Origin of the sequence: Streptomyces sp. CWNU-52B, from assembly GCF_047444975.1 — a bacterium.
GTDB lineage: Bacteria > Actinomycetota > Actinomycetes > Streptomycetales > Streptomycetaceae > Streptomyces.
In genome coordinates this window covers 198,533-215,050 of sequence record NZ_JBLFJV010000011.1, presented here as the reverse complement: position 1 = coordinate 215,050, position 16,518 = coordinate 198,533, and the positions used below count along the sequence as shown (strand labels likewise).

At 72.9% G+C, this 16,518-nt stretch carries 12 protein-coding genes; 8 read left to right on the top strand and 4 right to left on the bottom strand.

The genetic code is table 11. The annotated features are described in order from the left end of the window. The first annotated feature begins 63 nt into the window (after nt 1-63). Nucleotides 64-996, top strand: a complete 933-nt coding sequence (locus ACLVWQ_RS14055) for a M56 family metallopeptidase (RefSeq protein ID WP_414108888.1) — start codon at nt 64-66, stop codon at nt 994-996. Between the two features lie 79 nt (nt 997-1,075). Then, entirely contained in the window at nt 1,076-1,762 is a 687-nt protein-coding gene (locus ACLVWQ_RS14050) for a phosphatase PAP2 family protein (RefSeq protein WP_414108886.1), read from the top strand. Between the two features lie 131 nt (nt 1,763-1,893). Here the strand turns inward: ACLVWQ_RS14050 and ACLVWQ_RS14045 are convergent, their stop codons facing one another. Next, nucleotides 1,894-4,167, bottom strand: coding sequence for a M4 family metallopeptidase (locus ACLVWQ_RS14045; protein WP_414108885.1), 2,274 nt, complete (start codon nt 4,165-4,167; stop codon nt 1,894-1,896). 567 nt (nt 4,168-4,734) lie between these two features. Here ACLVWQ_RS14045 and ACLVWQ_RS14040 point away from each other — a divergent pair. The 3 genes from ACLVWQ_RS14040 to nhaA all read left to right on the top strand — a co-directional run bounded on the left by ACLVWQ_RS14040 (nt 4,735) and on the right by nhaA (nt 9,227). Continuing rightward, nucleotides 4,735-5,523, top strand: a complete 789-nt coding sequence (locus ACLVWQ_RS14040; protein WP_414108884.1) for an SAM-dependent methyltransferase — start codon at nt 4,735-4,737, stop codon at nt 5,521-5,523. 365 nt (nt 5,524-5,888) lie between these two features. Beyond that, nucleotides 5,889-7,187 (top strand): SGNH/GDSL hydrolase family protein, encoded by a 1,299-nt coding sequence (locus tag ACLVWQ_RS14035; protein ID WP_414108882.1) that lies wholly within the window; start codon nt 5,889-5,891, stop codon nt 7,185-7,187. Nucleotides 7,188-7,328: 141 nt separating this feature from the next. Next, entirely contained in the window at nt 7,329-9,227 is a 1,899-nt protein-coding gene (nhaA, locus tag ACLVWQ_RS14030; protein ID WP_414109054.1) for a Na+/H+ antiporter NhaA, read from the top strand. Between the two features lie 172 nt (nt 9,228-9,399). Here nhaA and ACLVWQ_RS14025 read toward each other — a convergent pair whose 3' ends face one another. Then, nucleotides 9,400-9,933: a TetR/AcrR family transcriptional regulator gene (locus ACLVWQ_RS14025; RefSeq protein ID WP_414109053.1), complete on the bottom strand. Its 534-nt coding sequence runs from the start codon at nt 9,931-9,933 to the stop codon at nt 9,400-9,402. Nucleotides 9,934-9,955: 22 nt separating this feature from the next. Then, nucleotides 9,956-10,792 (bottom strand): alpha/beta fold hydrolase, encoded by an 837-nt coding sequence (locus ACLVWQ_RS14020; protein WP_414108881.1) that lies wholly within the window; start codon nt 10,790-10,792, stop codon nt 9,956-9,958. 239 nt (nt 10,793-11,031) lie between these two features. Between ACLVWQ_RS14020 and ACLVWQ_RS14015 the strand changes: the two genes are divergently transcribed. After that, nucleotides 11,032-11,760: a hypothetical protein gene (locus tag ACLVWQ_RS14015; RefSeq protein WP_414108879.1), complete on the top strand. Its 729-nt coding sequence runs from the start codon at nt 11,032-11,034 to the stop codon at nt 11,758-11,760. A gap of 16 nt (nt 11,761-11,776) precedes the next feature. Here ACLVWQ_RS14015 and ACLVWQ_RS14010 read toward each other — a convergent pair whose 3' ends face one another. Then, a complete protein-coding gene (locus ACLVWQ_RS14010; protein ID WP_414108877.1) occupies nt 11,777-13,342 on the bottom strand; it encodes a hypothetical protein in 1,566 nt (521 codons plus the stop codon). Between the two features lie 168 nt (nt 13,343-13,510). Between ACLVWQ_RS14010 and ACLVWQ_RS14005 the strand changes: the two genes are divergently transcribed. After that, entirely contained in the window at nt 13,511-15,013 is a 1,503-nt protein-coding gene (locus ACLVWQ_RS14005) for a hypothetical protein (RefSeq protein WP_414108876.1), read from the top strand. Nucleotides 15,014-15,122: 109 nt separating this feature from the next. Then, nucleotides 15,123-16,451 carry an AAA family ATPase gene (locus tag ACLVWQ_RS14000; RefSeq protein WP_414108875.1) on the top strand — a complete coding sequence of 443 codons (1,329 nt, stop codon included), beginning with the start codon at nt 15,123-15,125 and terminating at the stop codon, nt 16,449-16,451. Nucleotides 16,452-16,518 lie beyond the last annotated feature (67 nt).

Below are 16,518 nucleotides of genomic sequence, written 5' to 3'. Positions count from 1 at the left end.
GTCTGCGTCACTTGCCACCACGAGCCGTATCCGACGGCGCCGCCGCGCTCATAGGCTGCCCCCATGATGGTCCCCGCGGCACTGCTGCTGCTCGGCGCACTGGCCGCCGTTCTCGCTCCGCGGCTGCTTGCCCGGACGGACTGGCAGGACCGCGAACCGGTGGTCGCCCTGTGGGTGTGGCAGTGCGTGGTGGTGGCCGTGCTGCTCTGCTGCGCGCTCTCCATGACGCTCAGCGCGGCCGCCGCCTGGCAGGCGGTGCGCGGCCAGGTCTTCGCCCCCGCCCCGCACGGCGTGGTGCAGGCCTACGCGCTCACCGGAGGGCCCTGGGCCGCGGCGACGGCGGTGACCCTGGCGCTCGGCGGTCTCTGGACCGCGACCATGCTGGCCCGTGAGATCAGCCGGGCGAGGACCCGCCGGCGCAGGCGGCGCGGCGAACTCCTCGTACGCGCACCGCTGTTGCCCGGTGAGGAGCCGGGCAGCGAGCGACTTGTCGTCCTGGAGGGCGAGCGCCCCGACGCCTGGTGGCTGCCCGGCGCCGCACCCCAACTCGTCATCACCACAGCCGCGTTGCGCCGTCTCAAGGGGCAGCAACTGGACGCCGTACTCGCCCATGAACAGGGGCACGCGCGCGCCCGGCACGACTGGCTGCTGCATTCCTCGGCCGCGCTGGCAGGCGGTTTCCCCCAGGTACCGGTGTTCTCCGCGTTCCGCGACGAGATGCACCGGCTGGTCGAACTCGCCGCCGACGACATGGCGTCACGCAGGTTCGGCCGGCTGACGACCGCTCTCGCGCTGGTCGAACTCAACGAGGACCGTGGCGTGTTCGGCCCCTGCCCGACCCCGCAGGCCCATGTTCCGCAGCGGGTGCACCGGCTGCTCACTCCGCCGGACCGCCTCCCGCCCACCCGTCGGCTGAAGCTCACCGCGGCCGCGGCGCTGGTCCCGGTGGTCCCGGTCCTGGTGGCCTTCGTGCCGGGTCTGCGAGCGCTCGGGTAGACCTCGGCCGGACAGGTTTCGCGCCGGCGTCACGAACCCGGGTTCGCCTCGGGCCCCACCGGTCGGCGAGGATCGGCGTATGCACTCTCCCGTCGACTCGCCGCCCCGCGCGACCGGCCCCGGGATCGCCCTGCGCGTCGCCGCGGCCCTCGCCCTTCCCACCGTGCTGCTGCTCGTCCTGGTCGCGGTCTCCTGGGGCCCGCTCATGGACCTCGACGGCGACATCGCCCGCACCACCCACCGCTGGGCGGTCGACGACCCCGATCTGACCCAGGTGTTCCGTGTCCTCACGGACTGGGTGTGGGATCCCTGGGCGATGCGCGCCCTGATCACCGTCGCGGTGCTCTGGCTGCTGCTGCGCCACGGCGCCCGGTGGCTCGCCCTGTGGCTGACGGTCACCTGCGTCCTGGGCACCCTGCTCCAGCAGGGGCTCAAGGCGGCGATCGGCCGTGAACGCCCCGTCTGGCCCGACCCTGTGGACTCCGCCCACTTCGCGGCCTTTCCCTCCGGGCACGCCATGACGGCCACGGTGGTGTGCGGCCTGCTCCTGTGGCTGCTGCGCCTCTACGGCGCCGGGCGCGTCCTGTGGCGTACCGCGCTGGCCGTGGCGGTGGTGTCCGTCGCCGGTGTCGGGTTCACCCGGATCTGGCTGGGCGTGCACTGGCCGTCGGACGTGCTCGGCGGCTGGCTCCTGGGCGCGCTGACGGTGGCGCTCGCGGTCCTCTCGTACGACCGGTTCCGGGGCGGCGCCGGCGCGGCGCGCTGACGCGCCCCCTGGAGCTGACGCCGCCCCCTGGAGACGGGACGGGAACCGCCCGCCCCGACCGATGAGCGGTCCGGGCGGGCGGTCCGGGCGGGCGGTCGTCCTTCACCGCCCTGGTCGTGCGCGGCGGCAGGTCAGGGGGTGATCCGCCACTGCTGGACGTACCCCACGTCGATGGCCGCCAGGTCACGCACCCGCAGCTTCCACGTGCCGTCGACGGACTGCGCCGAGGCGTTCACCGTGAAGGTCTGGTCCACGTTGTCGGCGGAGCCCCCGCTGCGGTTCAGCAGCGAGTACACGGTCCCGTCGGGGCCCACCAGATCGACCGTCAGGTCGCCCCGGTAGGTGTGGACGATGTTGACGTAGACCTCCGTGGTCGCCGAGGCGTTCCCCGGGCGGCCCGTGATGGTGATGGGCGACTCGACCGCGGCGCCGGCGTCGGGGATGTCGACGCGGGTGCTGCTGCCGTAGATGTAGGCCACCCGCCACTCGAAGGTGTCCGTGACGGCCGAACCCGTGCTGTCGGTGACCGTCACGGTCACCTCGTTGGTACCGGTGGCGGTCGGGACGCCGGAGATCAGCCCGCTGTCGCTGAGGGTCAGGCCGTCGGGCAGGCCGGTGGCCTCGTAGGTCAGCGTCGCGTCCGAGTTGGTGGTGTAGGCCTCGAGCTGAAGGGACACCTCCTGGCCGACACCGGAGGTCTGGTCGCCGATCGGCGCGAGGTTGGCTCCGAGGGCGATGCGGTCACCGACGTTGATGCCGGCCCAGGCGGCGGCGACGGCGAGGTAGGTCTCGCTGTAGGCGCCGAAGAGGTCCGTGGCGGCCTGCAGCGTCGCGGTCCTGGCGCCCGCGTAGTTGGTCGTCGAGGTCATGTACGTCGTCAGGGCGCGGTACCAGATGCTCGCCGCGTTCTCGATGCCGATGCCCGTCACGGGCACGCCGTCGTAGGTCGGGCTGTCGTAGGACACCCCGTTGACGGTCTTCGCCCCGCTGCCCTCGGACAGCAGGTAGAAGAGGTGGTTCGCGGGACCGGAGGAGTAGTGGACGTCGATGCCGCCCAGCGACGCGTCCCAGTAGTCACGGGACCGGCCGTCCTGGGAGGGCTTGTCCATGTAACGCAGCGGGGTGCCGTCGCCGTTGATGTCGATCTTCTCGCCGACCAGGTAGTCCGGGACGTCGGCGTCGAGGTCGGAGTGGAACTCCACCGCGGCGGCGAAGATGTCCGAGGTCGCCTCGTTGAGGCCGCCCGACTCCCCCGAGTAGTTCAGGTTGGCGGTGGCGCTGGTGACGCCGTGGGACATCTCGTGGGCCGCCACGTCCAGCGCGGTCAGCGGGCTGGCGTTGCCCGAGCCGTCGCCGTACGTCATGCAGAAGCAGGAGTCCTGCCAGAAGGCGTTGACGTAGCTGTTGCCGTAGTGGGCCCGGCTGTAGGCGGCCACACCGTCGTTGCGGATGCCGTTGCGGCCGAAGGTGTCCTTGTAGTAGTCCCAGGTCGCCGCCGCGCCGTAGGCCACGTCCACCCCGGCGGTCTGCCGGTTGGCCTGCGTGCCGTCACCCCAGACATCGTTGTCATCGGTGAAGAGTGTGCCGGTGCCCGAGGTCCCTTGGTTCAGGTCGTACGTGCGCTGCCCGGCGCGGTCGCCGTCGACGAGCTGGTACGTCGAACCGGACAGCGTGGAGCCGACCGAGACCTCGCCGCTGTACTGACCCGTGCCCGTTCCGGTGTGCACGCCCTCGTACCGGGCGGCGACCTTCCCGCTGCTCGCGTCGGTGACGACGTGCAGTTCGCTGGGGGTACCGTCCTCCTGGAACCCCTCGACGACGGACTCCCAGGCCAGGACCGGCTTGGCGGATCCGGCGGCCCAGACGACGAGCCGGGGCTTGCCCTCGACCTCGGACCGCTCCACGTCGGCCGCCTTGCCGACCGCCAGGGCCTTGTCCCCGGCACGGGCCGCGGAGATCTTGGGCGTGGTGGTGGCGACCTTGATGGTGGCGCGGGTGGCCTTGGAGGTGGTGCTCCGGCCGCTCTTCTCGTGCAGCACGAGGTCGCCGCCGAGGACCGGAAGCCCCGCGTAGGTGCGCTCGTACCGGGTGTGGGTGGTGCCGTCGGCGTCCTTGACGACGTCCTTGACGACCAGCTTCTCCTTCGAGCCGAGGCCGAGTTCCTCGGCCGTGTCACCGGACTCGGCGGTGGCGCTCTTGAGCAGAGCGGCGCGCGCGGTGGGCGACAGGGTGACCTGGGCGGCGCCGGCGCGCGGGGTGGCGACGATCTTCGAGGAGCCGGGGTCGGCGGGTGCGGCGGACACGGGTCCGACCTGGACGCCGAGGACGAGCATCGAGCTCGCGGTCGTGAGGGCCAGGGCTGCGGCGCGTCTGCGCCGGCGGGCTGAGCGGTGGGACACGGACAAGGTCTTCTCCTCCTGCGACAGCCGGCTCCTGGTGGGGGCCGGCGGCGAACGGGCCGACTGGGTACGGCCGGCCCGGAACCGGGGGTGGAGCGGGAAGAAGCGCAGCACGAGGTGCACACGGAGGCGCCGGAGAACTCGGCGGCGCGTGAGACGTGAGAATGCGGGGGATGTGTGAGTGGGGGGTGTGACGTCGTGAACGAAGGGTGAACGTTCGACAGCAGAGTGACATCAGGCGCACAGGTTGTCATGGATGTGACAAGACAACGGCTTGAATTGACCATTGCTTGCTGCGCGTTCGTCACCGCGGGCACATGTTTTCGGCCGCGGCGGACGCGGGCGCCGCGGTGACCGCGGCCGTGGGGCCCGAGGGCCTGGGGGGGGACCAAGGGGCGTGGGAGGCCAGGGGCCTCGGGCTGACAGGGTGTCGGGTTTTCGTGTGAGGCGGGTTGTCCTCGTGGGGCAGGGTGGTACTTTCCTCGCGCGCGGGTCACATGATGTACTCCACCAAGGTGATCGAACAGTCGATCCGCCCCATTCATTTGGCTCTTTTGGCGCGACGGAGTTGCCATGTCCACCGGCCCACAGCAGTTCCCGAAGATCGTGACCGACAAGGCGCACCCCGCACGCGTCTACGACTGGTTGCTGGGCGGCAAGGACAACTACCCGGTCGACGAGGCGGTGGGCGAACAGCTGCCGCCCGAGGCCAAGGACGCGGCCCGGCAGAACCGCCAGTTCATGCACCGCGCGGCCGCCTGGCTCGCCACCCAGGGCATCGACCAGTTCCTGGACATCGGGACCGGCATCCCCACCGAGCCCAACCTCCACCAGATCGTCCAGAACGTCGTGCCGACGGCGAAGGTCGTCTACACCGACAACGACCCGATCGTCCTGCGGCACGCCGAGGCGCTGCTCATCAGCCACCCCGGCGGGGTCACCGACTACATCGAGGCCGACGTACGGCAGCCCGAGGCCATCGTCGAGCACGCCAGGCACGTCCTGGACTTCTCCCGCCCGATCGCGCTGTCCCTGATCGCGCTGATGCACTTCATCCCCGACGAGCAGGACGCCCACTCGATCGTCCGTGCCCTGGTCGACACGTTGCCGCCGGGCAGCTATCTGGTGCTGTCGCACGCCGCCTCTGACCTGTATCCGGAACTCGCCGCACAGGTCACCGCCGAGTACGCCAAGGGCGGTATCCAGCTCGGTTTCCGCACCCGGTCCGAGGTGGGGCGCTTCTTCGACGGCCTCGACCTCGTGGCGCCCGGCCTGGTGACGGCGACGGAGTGGGCCGCCCCGGGCGAGGAGCCGACACCCGAGGGCAGCGGCATCTACGTGGGAGTCGCCCGCACCTCGTGACCACGGGGTGGGGAGCAGGGGCCGGGACACCGGGGCAGAGTCGGCGGTACGGGCAAGTGCGGGGCCGGGCGGACCAGTTGGACCGGTCGCGCGCGATCGGTGATTGGCACGGACCGCCACGTCTGACACAGCGACCCCAGGGGCAAGCCATACGGGACTGAGCCGCTGCGGTTCCGGCAGTCCCACCCGTGCCGGGGCCGTACGACCCCGAAGGGATCCCCGTGCCCTCTTTCCGCACCGCCCCACCGCGCACACCTTCACGCCGCACGAACTCATGGCGGACGAAGCCATGGCGGACGACCTCGTCACGGACGAGTTCACCGCGCGCCGACTCCCTGCGAACCAGATCGTTGCGGCGCGCCGCGGTGGCGCTGGCCCTGACACTCGTGGCGTCCGGGTCGGCGGTCTCCGCCACCACCGCGACCGCGACGGCGTCCACCACGGCCCCGTCCGCGTCCTCGTCCGCGGCCTCGTCCTCAGCAGGGCCCGCGAAGCGGGCATGGTTCACGTCCTGGGCCCAGTCCCAGCAGGAACTGGCCCCGACTCCCCTGCGTGACCAGTCCGTTCGCATGATCACGCACCTCAGCCAGGGCGGCGGGGCGCTGCGGGTCCGGATCCAGAACACCTTCGGCACGACCCCGCTGACCGTCGACGCCGCGACCGTCGGCAGGAGCGACGGGGGAGGCGCCGCCCTCGAAGGCGACGTCCGCGCCGTCACCTTCGAGGGCCTGCCCGGGGTCGTCGTCCCGCCCGGCGGCCAGGTGTGGAGCGACGCCTCGCAGTTGAAGACCCGGGCGCAGGACGACATAGCGGTCTCCCTCTCCGTGTCCGGCACGGTCACCCCGGGAAGACACACCGGCGCCTTCCGCACCAACTACCTGACCCCGCCCGGCTCGGGCGACCACACGTCCGAGGCGAGCGGTTCCGCGTACACGCAGACGGTCGGCTCCACGTATCTGGTCAGCGCCGTCGACGTACACAACCCGGCGCTCAAGGGCACGATCGTCGCGTACGGGAGCTCGGTGGTCGACGGGACCGGCAGCGACAACTGCGGGACCGGTTGCACACCGGACGGGACCGATCACCGCTGGACGGACGAGGTCGCCCGGCGTGTCGACGCCGAACTCCCGCGCGACCGGCAGCTCGCGATCGCGAACGCGGGCATCGGCGGCACGACGAGCTCCGCGGACTGCCCGCGCAACCCCGCCGGGATTCGCGGCCTCGACGCGGCGGCCCGGCTGGACCGTGACGTGCTCGACCTGCACGGGGTGACCGGAGTCCTGTACTACTACGGCACCAACGACCTCGCCAACGGCTGCGACGCCGCCCAGATCCTGCGCAGTTACGACGAGGTGTTCCGGCGTCTGCACGCCGCCGGGGTCAAGGTCTACGTCACGCCCATCACGTCGCGCCCCGGCTACACCGACCAGAACAACCTCGACCGCCACGCCGTGGGCACCCACGTCAAGAAGCGGAACACCTGCGACGACACCTGCGACGGCGTGCTGGACTTCGACCAGGTGCTCAAGGACCCGCTGAGGCCCAACGGCATCGATCCCGCCTACGACACCGGCGACGGGGTCCACGTCAACATCGCCGGCCAGCGGGCCCTCGGCGACTTCCTCTCGCTGCCGATGCTTCTCTCGTCGGCCGCGCACCGCTGACACCACAGACACCGCTCACATCGCTCCCCGCCACGGCCAGGCCGGCGCGGCGGGGAGCGGTGTCGGCCGGCGACGCGTGCCGGTCGATCGGGGCCTCGCCGGGTGCCGGATCATGAGTGGGGTCAGAATCGGGGGGTGACCGTGCCATCCGAGACCTCGCCCCCGTCGGGACAGACCCTGTGCGGCGACGACGCCCGCAGCCCGCTGAAGATCTTCCTGCGGACGGAGACCGGCAGCGCGGCGGTGCTGCTCGCCGGCGCCCTCGCCGCACTCGTCTGGGCCAACGTCGCCGCCGGCTCGTACGAGACGCTGTGGGGAACGGAGTTGTCGGTCCGCCTCGGCTCGGGCGGAGTCTCGCTGGATCTGCGGGAGTGGCTGAACAGCGGGCTGATGACGCTGTTCTTCCTCGTCGTCGGAGTGGAGGCCAGGCGCGAGTTCGACATGGGCGAGCTGCGCGAACGCCGCCGGATCACCCTGCCGCTGCTCGCCGGACTCAGCGGCATGCTCGTGCCCGTCGCGGTCTACCTGGCCGTCAACGCGGGCGAGGACTCCGTCCACGGGTGGGGTGCCGCCATGTCCACGGACACGGCCTTCGCCCTGGGCATGCTCGCCGTCTTCGGGAACCGGCTGCCAGGCGGTCTTCGGGTCTTCATCCTGACCGTCGCCGTCGTGGACGACTTCCTGGCCCTGGCCGTCATCGCCTTCGCCTACAGCGGCGCCATCGCCCTGCCCGCGCTGCTGACCGCGCTCGGCCTCTTCGCCGCAGTCCTGCTGCTGCGGCGCGCCGTCGGCGTACGGATCCCCGCCGTGTACGGGCTGCTGGGCGCGGCGATCTGGGTGGCGCTCCTGAAGTCCGGGGTGGACCCGGTGGTGACCGGTCTGGCGATGGGCCTGCTGATCTACGCCCGCCCGGCGGAGCGCCACGACCTGGAACAGGCCAGCAGGTTGTTCCGACGCTTCCGCGAGCAGCCGACCCCCGATCTCGAACGCACCGTGCGACGGCAGATCGCCTCGACGCTCTCCCCCAACGACCGGCTCCAGCGCATGCTCCATCCCTGGACCAGTTATGTGATCGTCCCGCTGTTCGCCCTCGGCAACGCCGGCATCACGCTCAGCGCGAGCCAGTTGACCCATGCCTTCACCTCGCCGGTCGCCCTCGGCATCCTGCTCGGTTACGTGCTCGGCAAGCCGCTCGGCATCATCGGCGCGGCCTGGCTCACGACACGGGTCAGCGCGGGGCGGCTGCGGCCACCGGTCGGCTGGGGCGCAATCACCGCGGGCGGCACCCTGGCCGGAGTCGGCTTCACCGTGTCCCTGCTGATCGCCACCCTCGCCTTCGACGGCGACCGGCTGGCGCAGGCGAAGATCGGCATCCTCGCCGCCGTGCTCTGCTCCTTCCTCCTCACCTGGCTGGTCACCGGGGTGATCGGCGCCCTCTCCGGGCCCTCTCGCGCCCGCGCCCTGCTCGGCACGGGGCAGAGCATCGTCGACCTCAGCGACCCCGTGGACATGGACCGCGACCACGTACGCGGCCCTCTGGACGCGCCCGTGACCCTCCTGGAGTACGGCGACTTCGAGTGCCCCTACTGCGGACTGGCCGAGCCCGTGGTGCGCGACCTGCTGGCCGACTTCGGTGACGTGCGCTACGTATGGCGGCATCTGCCGCTCACCGATGTGCACCCGGGTGCCCAGCTCGCCGCGGAGGCGGCCGAGGCCGCCGCCCACCAGGACAGCTACTGGGAGATGCACGAACAGCTGATGCGCCATCAAGGGGAGCTGCGGCCGAAGGACCTGCTGCGCCACGCCGAGGAGATCGGTCTCGACACCGACCGCTTCCGCGCCGACCTCCGGTCCGGCGCGGGTGCCGCGAGGGTCGCCGCGGACGTGGAGTCCGCCGACCTCAGCGGGGTGTCCGGCACCCCCACGTTCTTCGTCAACGGCCGTCGCCATCACGGCGCCTACGACATCACCGCCCTGTCCACGGCCGTACGCGCGGCACGGGAGCGGGCCGCTCTCGCGGGGGCGGGCCGGGAAGGCTGACGCCGCCGTGGTCCCCCCGCGGGCGGGGCGTCACCGGTATCCCGGCCCCGGGCCCGCCGCGCTTCGTACCCGACGCGCCCGGCGTACCCGACGTATCCGGGAGTACTCCCCCGGCGGTCGGGCAACGCCGCCCGCGCGGGCGGACGGATGCTCCGGACACGGGGCAGCCGGCTCACATCGCGCGCAGCCCCCGGTCGGCGAAGGCGATCAGCCACTCGAAGCTCTCGTCGATGTCGGCGCTCCACTGGAAGCCGCCTGCCGACTCCAGCGTGGCGTAGCCGTGGCAGAGGCTGCGGAGCATCCGCAGGGCGTGGTCCACGTCGGACTCCGCGATCTCGTAGCCGCGCAGGACCGCCCTGAAGGCGCCGAGCGCCCGCTCCCCCGCGAGGGCCAGCGGGTCGTCCGGGCCTGACGGTTCCACGCCGATCGTCGCCGCGTAGCGGCCGGGGTGCTCCACGACGAAGGCGCGGAAGGAGCGCGCCGCGGCCGCCAGGGCGTCGCGGCCCGCATACCCCTGGACCGAGCCGCCGACGGCCTCGGCGGCCTCGCTCAGCGCCAGGGCCGCGATGCGCCGGTTGAGGTCCTCCAGGCCGCTGACGTGTTTGTACAGGGAAGGCGTACGCACGCCCACCCGCTCGGCCAGCAGACCCATCGTCAGGTTGGCGAGGCCCACCTCGTCGGCGAGGGCGGCGCCGGCCGCGACCACGGCCGCCGGGTCCAGACCGGCCCTAGGCACGCGCGGCCGCCGAGCGGAGGAAGCCGAGGACGAGCGAGACCACCTGGTCGGGGAACTGGTCGTGCGGGTAGTGCCCGGCGCCCTCGATCATCTCCAGGCTGCCGAGGCCGGACGGCAGGGCCTCGACGACGGCCGAACCCTCGGCGTGCGGGTCGGCCCAGTCGGGGTCGAGCGTGCCCATCACGACCAGGACCGGGCAGCGGACGTTGCCGAGCTGGGCGCCGGCGTCGGCGGGGGTGCCGCGGCCCATGCCCTGCAGCGCCTTCATCCGGCCGGGCTCAGCCAGGAGGGCGTCGACGCGGCCGATCCGCTCGGTCCAGTCGGCCGGCTTCACGCCGGGGTAGGCCAGGTCGAGGTAGGAGCGCCAGAGCCGCGCGCTGCCGAACACGCCCACGCCGAGCAGTCGCAGCATGCCCTGCCGGAAACCCTTCACCCGCAGGTCGCCGAGGCGGACCGACTGCTTGCGGGTGAACGGCGCCAGCTCGACGACCGCGGTGATCAGCGAGGGCTCCCGCGCCGCGGCGATGGTGGCGGCGCCGCCGGAGATCGAGTGGCCGACGAGCACGGCGGGGCCGCCCAAGTGCCGGACCACGGCGAGCAGGTCGCCGGCGATGGCGGTACGGCTCCAGGCAGGCCAGCCGACACTGGACTCGCCGCAGCCGCGCAGATCGACCGCGGCGACCCGGTAGCCCGCCGCCACCAGCGGCGGGATCACGGCACGGTAGGCGGCACGACTGTCGCCCATGCCGTGCGCGAGAACGACCAGCGGTCCGGATCCCGCCACCTCGTAGGCGATCGTGCCACCGTCGACGGCAAGGTACTCGGTCATGACATCTCCTCGGGTCTGGCTAATTGCGTTAGCTATAAGCTAATCCGATTAGCCAACCTTGTCAACGACGTACCCACCGACACGGAAACCGCCCACGTTCGAGGCTTTACCCCTTCGGACCAATCCGTGGGCCGTGGCGGCGACGGATCAGGTGCGCGGGCTTTGGTTGCGCGGGATTCCGGTACGCGGACGCATGAGCGGCAGGTCTTCTCATCCACCTTCGGAGAAGGGGCAGTTGCATGACAGGCACGGCGGGCGAGGAAGGGCACATACGCCCCGAGCGCGGTACGGACGGCATGGGCCGTGCCTGGCTCGCGGCAGGCACCGGCGGTGCGGCTGCCCCGCCACCGAGTGGCGCACCGGTGTTCGTCGATCCCAGTGGCCGGCGGGCCGGCCGGATGCGGCGGATGGGCTGGCTGGTGGTGGCCGGATGCGTGTGCTCGGCCGCCACGCTGGGCGTCGCGGTCACCGGTGGCGACTCCACCGCGCCCTGGCTCCATCTGCCCGCCGTGCTCGGCGGCGACAGCCAGAACCGGAGCGCGGACGAGGCGCTTCGGCCGGAGCGGCAGGAGCCCGGCGCACGGGCCGCCGACCGTCCTTCGGCCACCGCCGCGGGGTCGCCGGTCCGGAAGCGGGCCGACGCCCTGGCCGCGGAGCCGGAGGCCGGTCGGGGGCGGGGCGACGGCGGCGCGAGCGCTTCGCCCGGTGGGCCCGGCGACGGCAGCCCGTCCGCCCCGACGAACACGACGAACGACACCGGATCACGACCCGCCGACGACTCTGGCGCGGTCGCCGGGCAGCCGAGCCCGCCGGCGTCTCCCGGCGCCGGCGAGGAGCCGACGACGGAACCGAGTCCGGCCACCCCCGCGTCCCCCGCTCCCTCCGCCGAGCCCTCCCCCGCCGGGACGTCCGCACCCGGTCTCCTCGACGGGCTGGTGGACGCCGTCTCCGGCCTCTTCGGCACCTGACGACGGCCCGGTGCGGTCAGCTCCGGAGCAGCCGGATGCCCAGCGCCCACGCGCACAGCGTGTCGGGAGACCGCTCCCCGTGATCTTTCGAGCCCGCCCTGACACCGGGATTCGTACCGTCCGTCGTGGGTTCCAACCGCCACAGCAGCGAGCCCGGTTCGGTGGGGAGCGCCTCGGCGCCCATGCCGGTCAGGACGTGTCCGCTCGCGGGGAGCGGCAGGACGACGGAGGGATGGGGTACCGGTCCGCCGTCGCTGTCCGCGAAGTCCGCCCAGGCATCGACCCTGTACTCGGCGCCGTCGATCTCGAAGGAGGACTTCAGACAGACCGCGAAGGCGTCGACGGTGCAGGGGCTGCTCAGGTGGTGGTCCTTGGAGCGCACGGTCCAGGCGCCGCCCGCGCGCGGGAACGAGGCGGTGGCCAGGTTCCCCTCGGCCGAACCGCCCCTGGTGTCCCGCCAGTTGACGCGGAAGCCCCCGCCGATCAGCGTGTACCCGACCGGGACCCGCGCGGAGGCGAACGGGTGCGCCGCGTGATCGCTTCGGGTCCGGACGACCGTCAGCAGCTCCCGGGCCAGCCGCTCCCGGCCGACTCCGTCGATCTTCATGCCGATGGCGAAGGAGGTCAGCCGGTGCGGCTGGGGGATGTTGTGGTCCTTGGACGACGCCAGCCAGGCAGATCCGTCGTCCGCCGGGTACGAGGCGGTGAGCAGCGCGCCGTGCGGTGAGTCGACGGCGGTGGCGCCACCGCCGATCGCCACCATGTCGCCGTCGACCTGGGCCCGGAGGTCGGTGAAGTGCTGCTGGTTCCGGTCGGCCCGGTGCCGGAAGGCCGCGGTGGTGATCAGCCCGGAGGCGTCACGGCGGCGGAACAGTTCGACGCCGCGCCGGGGACCGGCCTGCCGGAGCAGCGGCGGGAGGTCCGTCGGAAGAAGGTGGCCCGCGGACTCCAGGTCCGGTCCGAGGTCCGGTCCGAGGTCCGGTCCGAGGTCCGCCTGCGTACGAGCGGGGTTGAGCTCGGCCACGAGTGCGTCCGTCGGCGGCCGCAGATCCAGCAGTTGCCTGACCGCCGCCAGGCTCGGGGGCGTGCCGTAGTGCTTGTAGGCGAACCGGCGGGCCCGCTCGGGAGAGCGGTCGGTCAGACAGCGGAACAGGGACGTCGCCGTCCCCAGGGGTGCGTCGTCCGTCGCGCGCCAGCCGTCGTCGCCCGCCTCCCGCCAGAGGGCACCGGCCATCAGCCGCGGGTCGTCCAGGCACGCGCACCGGGTGTCTTCGAGGACGGCCCGGAGCGCCTCGGGGAGACCTTCCAGCGCTCCGGCCCGCCCCTGTCCCGGTTCCCGGTGCCAGTGCAGCATCGCCCCTGCCCCGGAGAAGCTGACGCGCAGCCACCTGCCGTCCGGGTGCCGCAGTCGCGCCGTCCGCGGCCCGCCCTTCGAGGTGCCGGACGGGGCGGCGGCGGTGAAGGTACAGCCCCGGCGGTCGGCGTCCGGTTCGAGGATCGCGTGCAGGACCGCCAGTGCCCGGCAGTGGTCGTGGAGCGCCGCGGCACTCGGCAGCTGCCGGGCGGCGTCGTGGAGGTTCATGCCGCCATTCAAACGCCCGGGACTGACAACGCGGGTCCCTGTCGGGGTTGTTCACGTGCGCTGATCGAAAAAAGAATGACAGGCCGTCGTCGGCGTGGTTACGATCCTGGCGATGAACACCTTCTCCTCGCACGGAACGGGGGAATCATTCGCGCAAGGTGAGTGCTGATGGCACATCACTTCGCGAACGGGATTCCGCCCCACCTCTTGATGTGGCAGCGCGTACGTGAGTACGCCGTGCCACCGTCCATGATCGAGCACTCGACCGCCCGTCGCGCGGCCGGCGACTGGGCGGGGGCCTGCGCCGCCGCCCGTGTCTACGTCGATCTCGATCTGCGCGCCGTGCGCCGTCGCCACGGCACCGATGTCGTCACCCGGCTCCGTGCGGACCTGCGTCGGCTGGCGCCGGATCTGCTCCGCTGGCACATGCCCCGCGTCGCCCCGGACGGACGGCTCCGGCCCGGACTCACCCTCTCGCTCGCCCGTTACCGCGGCTCCGGCGGCACGCCGCTGCACCTGGTGGTACGGACGCCGCCGGCCTGGGCCGACGCCGGACAGCGCATGTCCCTCGCCCTGTGGGAGGGGTCGGGGACCGGCGTCCCCGGGCACCGCCCCCACCTCCACCTCCACCCCCATCCGCATCCCGACCGGCGTTTCCGGCTCGACCTGCACCGGCACCTCTGGGATGCCGACCGCAGCGGCGAACTGGCGACACGGGGCGGGGCAGCACGGGCCGGTGCGCGGGGAGTACGGTTCCCGGCGCCGCCCGACCGCGGCCGCGTACCCGAACCGCTCTTCGCGCTCGGCCCCGGCTGGGCGGTGGGGAGTTGGGCCGTCGAGGCGGAGCTGCTGCTGCGGGCCGAAGGGCTCCCTCGCGGGGCCTTCACCGTGCGGCTCGGCGCCCGCAGACGCGCCGTGCTCGAACTCGTCGCCCCCGACGACAGCCATGTACCGACGTTCCGGCGACTGCCCGAGGGCGCGTTGCCCGCGCAGGAGATCGCCGCGCTCCCGGTGCTGCCGGAGGCGGCGGCCCGGGTCCTGCCCGATCTGGAACTGCTGCGGGCGGGGCTCGTCGTCGCCGGGCGGCTGCATCCGCTCGTCGCCCCGAGCCTGGCGGCGTCCGCTCCGGCATCCCTGGACGGCCCCGTCCCCGAGCCCGGTGATCCGCACCGCGTGGAGTGCCGGGGCCGGCTCCACCGGATCGCGCTGCGGGACGGGGTACTGACGGCGGTCGATCACGACCCCGCCCAACTGCGGCGCGAGGAACTGCTCGTGGCCCTCGGCGGTCCGGCGCTGCCCTGTCTGCGGGCCATCGACACGGTGCACCGTGATCCGGAGGCGCTGCCCGCGGTCCGTGAACGGCTCGGGCACGGAGACGTCGCCGGGGCACTGGCCGTCGTCGAAGAGCTGCTCGGTCCCGGTGCGGTCCTGCGCGACGGGCCGCTCCGCGAGGAACTGGAGTCGGCCGCGGCCCGCCGTGTCGAACACGGGCTCTTCCGCTCGGGGCTGGTCGCCCCGCGCCCCGCCGACGGTGCGGCCGAGAGCGGGAACCTCTCGGACGCCGGGCGCGGGAAGGCCGGACACCGTCCCCGGATCGACCGTCGTACGCCGAAGCCGGTGCGCCGCAAGCTGAACAGCCGTTCCCGGCCCCGCACCGGTCTGGCCGCGTGACCGGCGACCTCGCCGAAGTCCCTTCCCCGTACGGCGCGTTCGGTGCCGCACGCCCCCATGACCTCCAGGACGGGTTCGCCCGTTCCCCGATCCCCTCCAGGTGATGCCCATGACGACCAGCACCCTTCTGCCCGCCCCGGTCCCGGCCGACGGAACTCCCGTACCCGTACCCGTACCCCTGCCTGGCCCCGGTCTCACACCGGGAACGGACACCCGTCTCGCCCTCGCCGACGACCTCCTGGCCCTCCTGCGGACGACCACGACCGAACCGCGCCCCGACGAACAGCTCGAAGCACTCACCCTGGCCGTGGCCGCGGATCTGCCCGTGCTGCTCTGGGGCGAGCCGGGCATCGGCAAGACCGCGGCCCTCACCCAGCTCGCCGCCTCCCTCGACCTGCCGCTGACCACGGTGATCGCCAGCGTCCACGAGCCGTCCGACTTCTCCGGGCTGCCCATCGTGGGCGAGGACCCCGCGACACAGGGTGTGCCGATGGCTCCTCCGCAGTGGGCCGTGGAGCTCGTACGAGCCGGGCGCGGGCTGCTCTTCCTCGACGAACTCTCCACCGCCACCCCGGCCGTTCAGGCCGCGTTGCTCCGGGTCGTCCTGGAGCGGCGGGTCGGCGCCCTGCAACTGCCCCCGGGCGTACGGATCGTGGCCGCCGCCAATCCGCGTGCCTCGGCGGCGGACGGGTGGGAGCTGAGCCCGCCGCTGGCCAACCGGTTCGTGCATCTGTACTGGGTGCACGACCAGGAGGTGGTGGTGCGCGGGCTGGGCGGCGTCTGGCCCAGGGCGGAACTGCCGCGTCTGGTACGGGAGTCGCTGCCCGAGGCGGTGGCCTTCGCCCGGCGCATGGTCTGCGGTTTCCTGGCCGCCCGGCCGACGCTGATCCACCGTCTGCCGAGCACCGAGACGCGCCGCGGTGGTGCCTGGCCCTCGCCGCGGAGCTGGGACGCCGCGCTGACGCTGCTGGCCTTCGGCACGGCGGCCTCGGTCTCCCGCGAGGTACTTGCCCTGCTCGTACGGGGTGCGGTGGGCGACGGACCGGGGCTCGAACTCCTCGCCTACCTGGACCGGATGGACCTGCCCGACCCGGAGTCACTCCTCGCGGACCCGGCCGCCGCCGAGCTGCCGGAGCGGGGAGACCTTCGCCAGGCGACGCTGGAGGCTGTGGTGGCCGCCGTCGGAGCGCGGCCGGACCGGAAACGGTGGGAGGCGGGCTGGGCCGTACTGGTCCGGGCGCTGGAGACCGGCACCGCCGACCTGCTGGTCGCCCCGGCGACGACGCTGGCCGCGCTACGGCGCGACGACTGGGAGGTGCCGGAGACGATGGACCGGCTGGCCGGACTGGTCGGCCTCGTCGAGCAGGCCGACCGGTCGGTCGAACGGGTCGCGGCGGCAGCGGCGGCCACCGGGCGTGCGGCGGGTGCGCGCCGATGACGGACACCCCGAAGCACCCGGCACCGCGTCCACAGCCACGTCCGGCACAGCGTCCGATGCCTCGCCC

Excerpts from the sequence above, each read along its gene's own strand:
- ACLVWQ_RS14055 (WP_414108888.1), top strand. The coding sequence starts at position 64 with ATGATGGTCCCCGCGGCACTGCTGCTGCTCGGCGCACTGGCCGCCGTT.
- ACLVWQ_RS14050 (WP_414108886.1), top strand. The coding sequence starts at position 1,076 with ATGCACTCTCCCGTCGACTCGCCGCCCCGCGCGACCGGCCCCGGGATC.
- ACLVWQ_RS14040 (WP_414108884.1), top strand. The coding sequence starts at position 4,735 with ATGTCCACCGGCCCACAGCAGTTCCCGAAGATCGTGACCGACAAGGCG.
- ACLVWQ_RS14020 (WP_414108881.1), bottom strand. The coding sequence starts at position 10,792 with ATGACCGAGTACCTTGCCGTCGACGGTGGCACGATCGCCTACGAGGTG.
- ACLVWQ_RS14015 (WP_414108879.1), top strand. The coding sequence starts at position 11,032 with ATGACAGGCACGGCGGGCGAGGAAGGGCACATACGCCCCGAGCGCGGT.
- ACLVWQ_RS14010 (WP_414108877.1), bottom strand. The coding sequence starts at position 13,342 with ATGAACCTCCACGACGCCGCCCGGCAGCTGCCGAGTGCCGCGGCGCTC.
- ACLVWQ_RS14005 (WP_414108876.1), top strand. The coding sequence starts at position 13,511 with ATGGCACATCACTTCGCGAACGGGATTCCGCCCCACCTCTTGATGTGG.
- ACLVWQ_RS14000 (WP_414108875.1), top strand. The coding sequence starts at position 15,123 with ATGACGACCAGCACCCTTCTGCCCGCCCCGGTCCCGGCCGACGGAACT.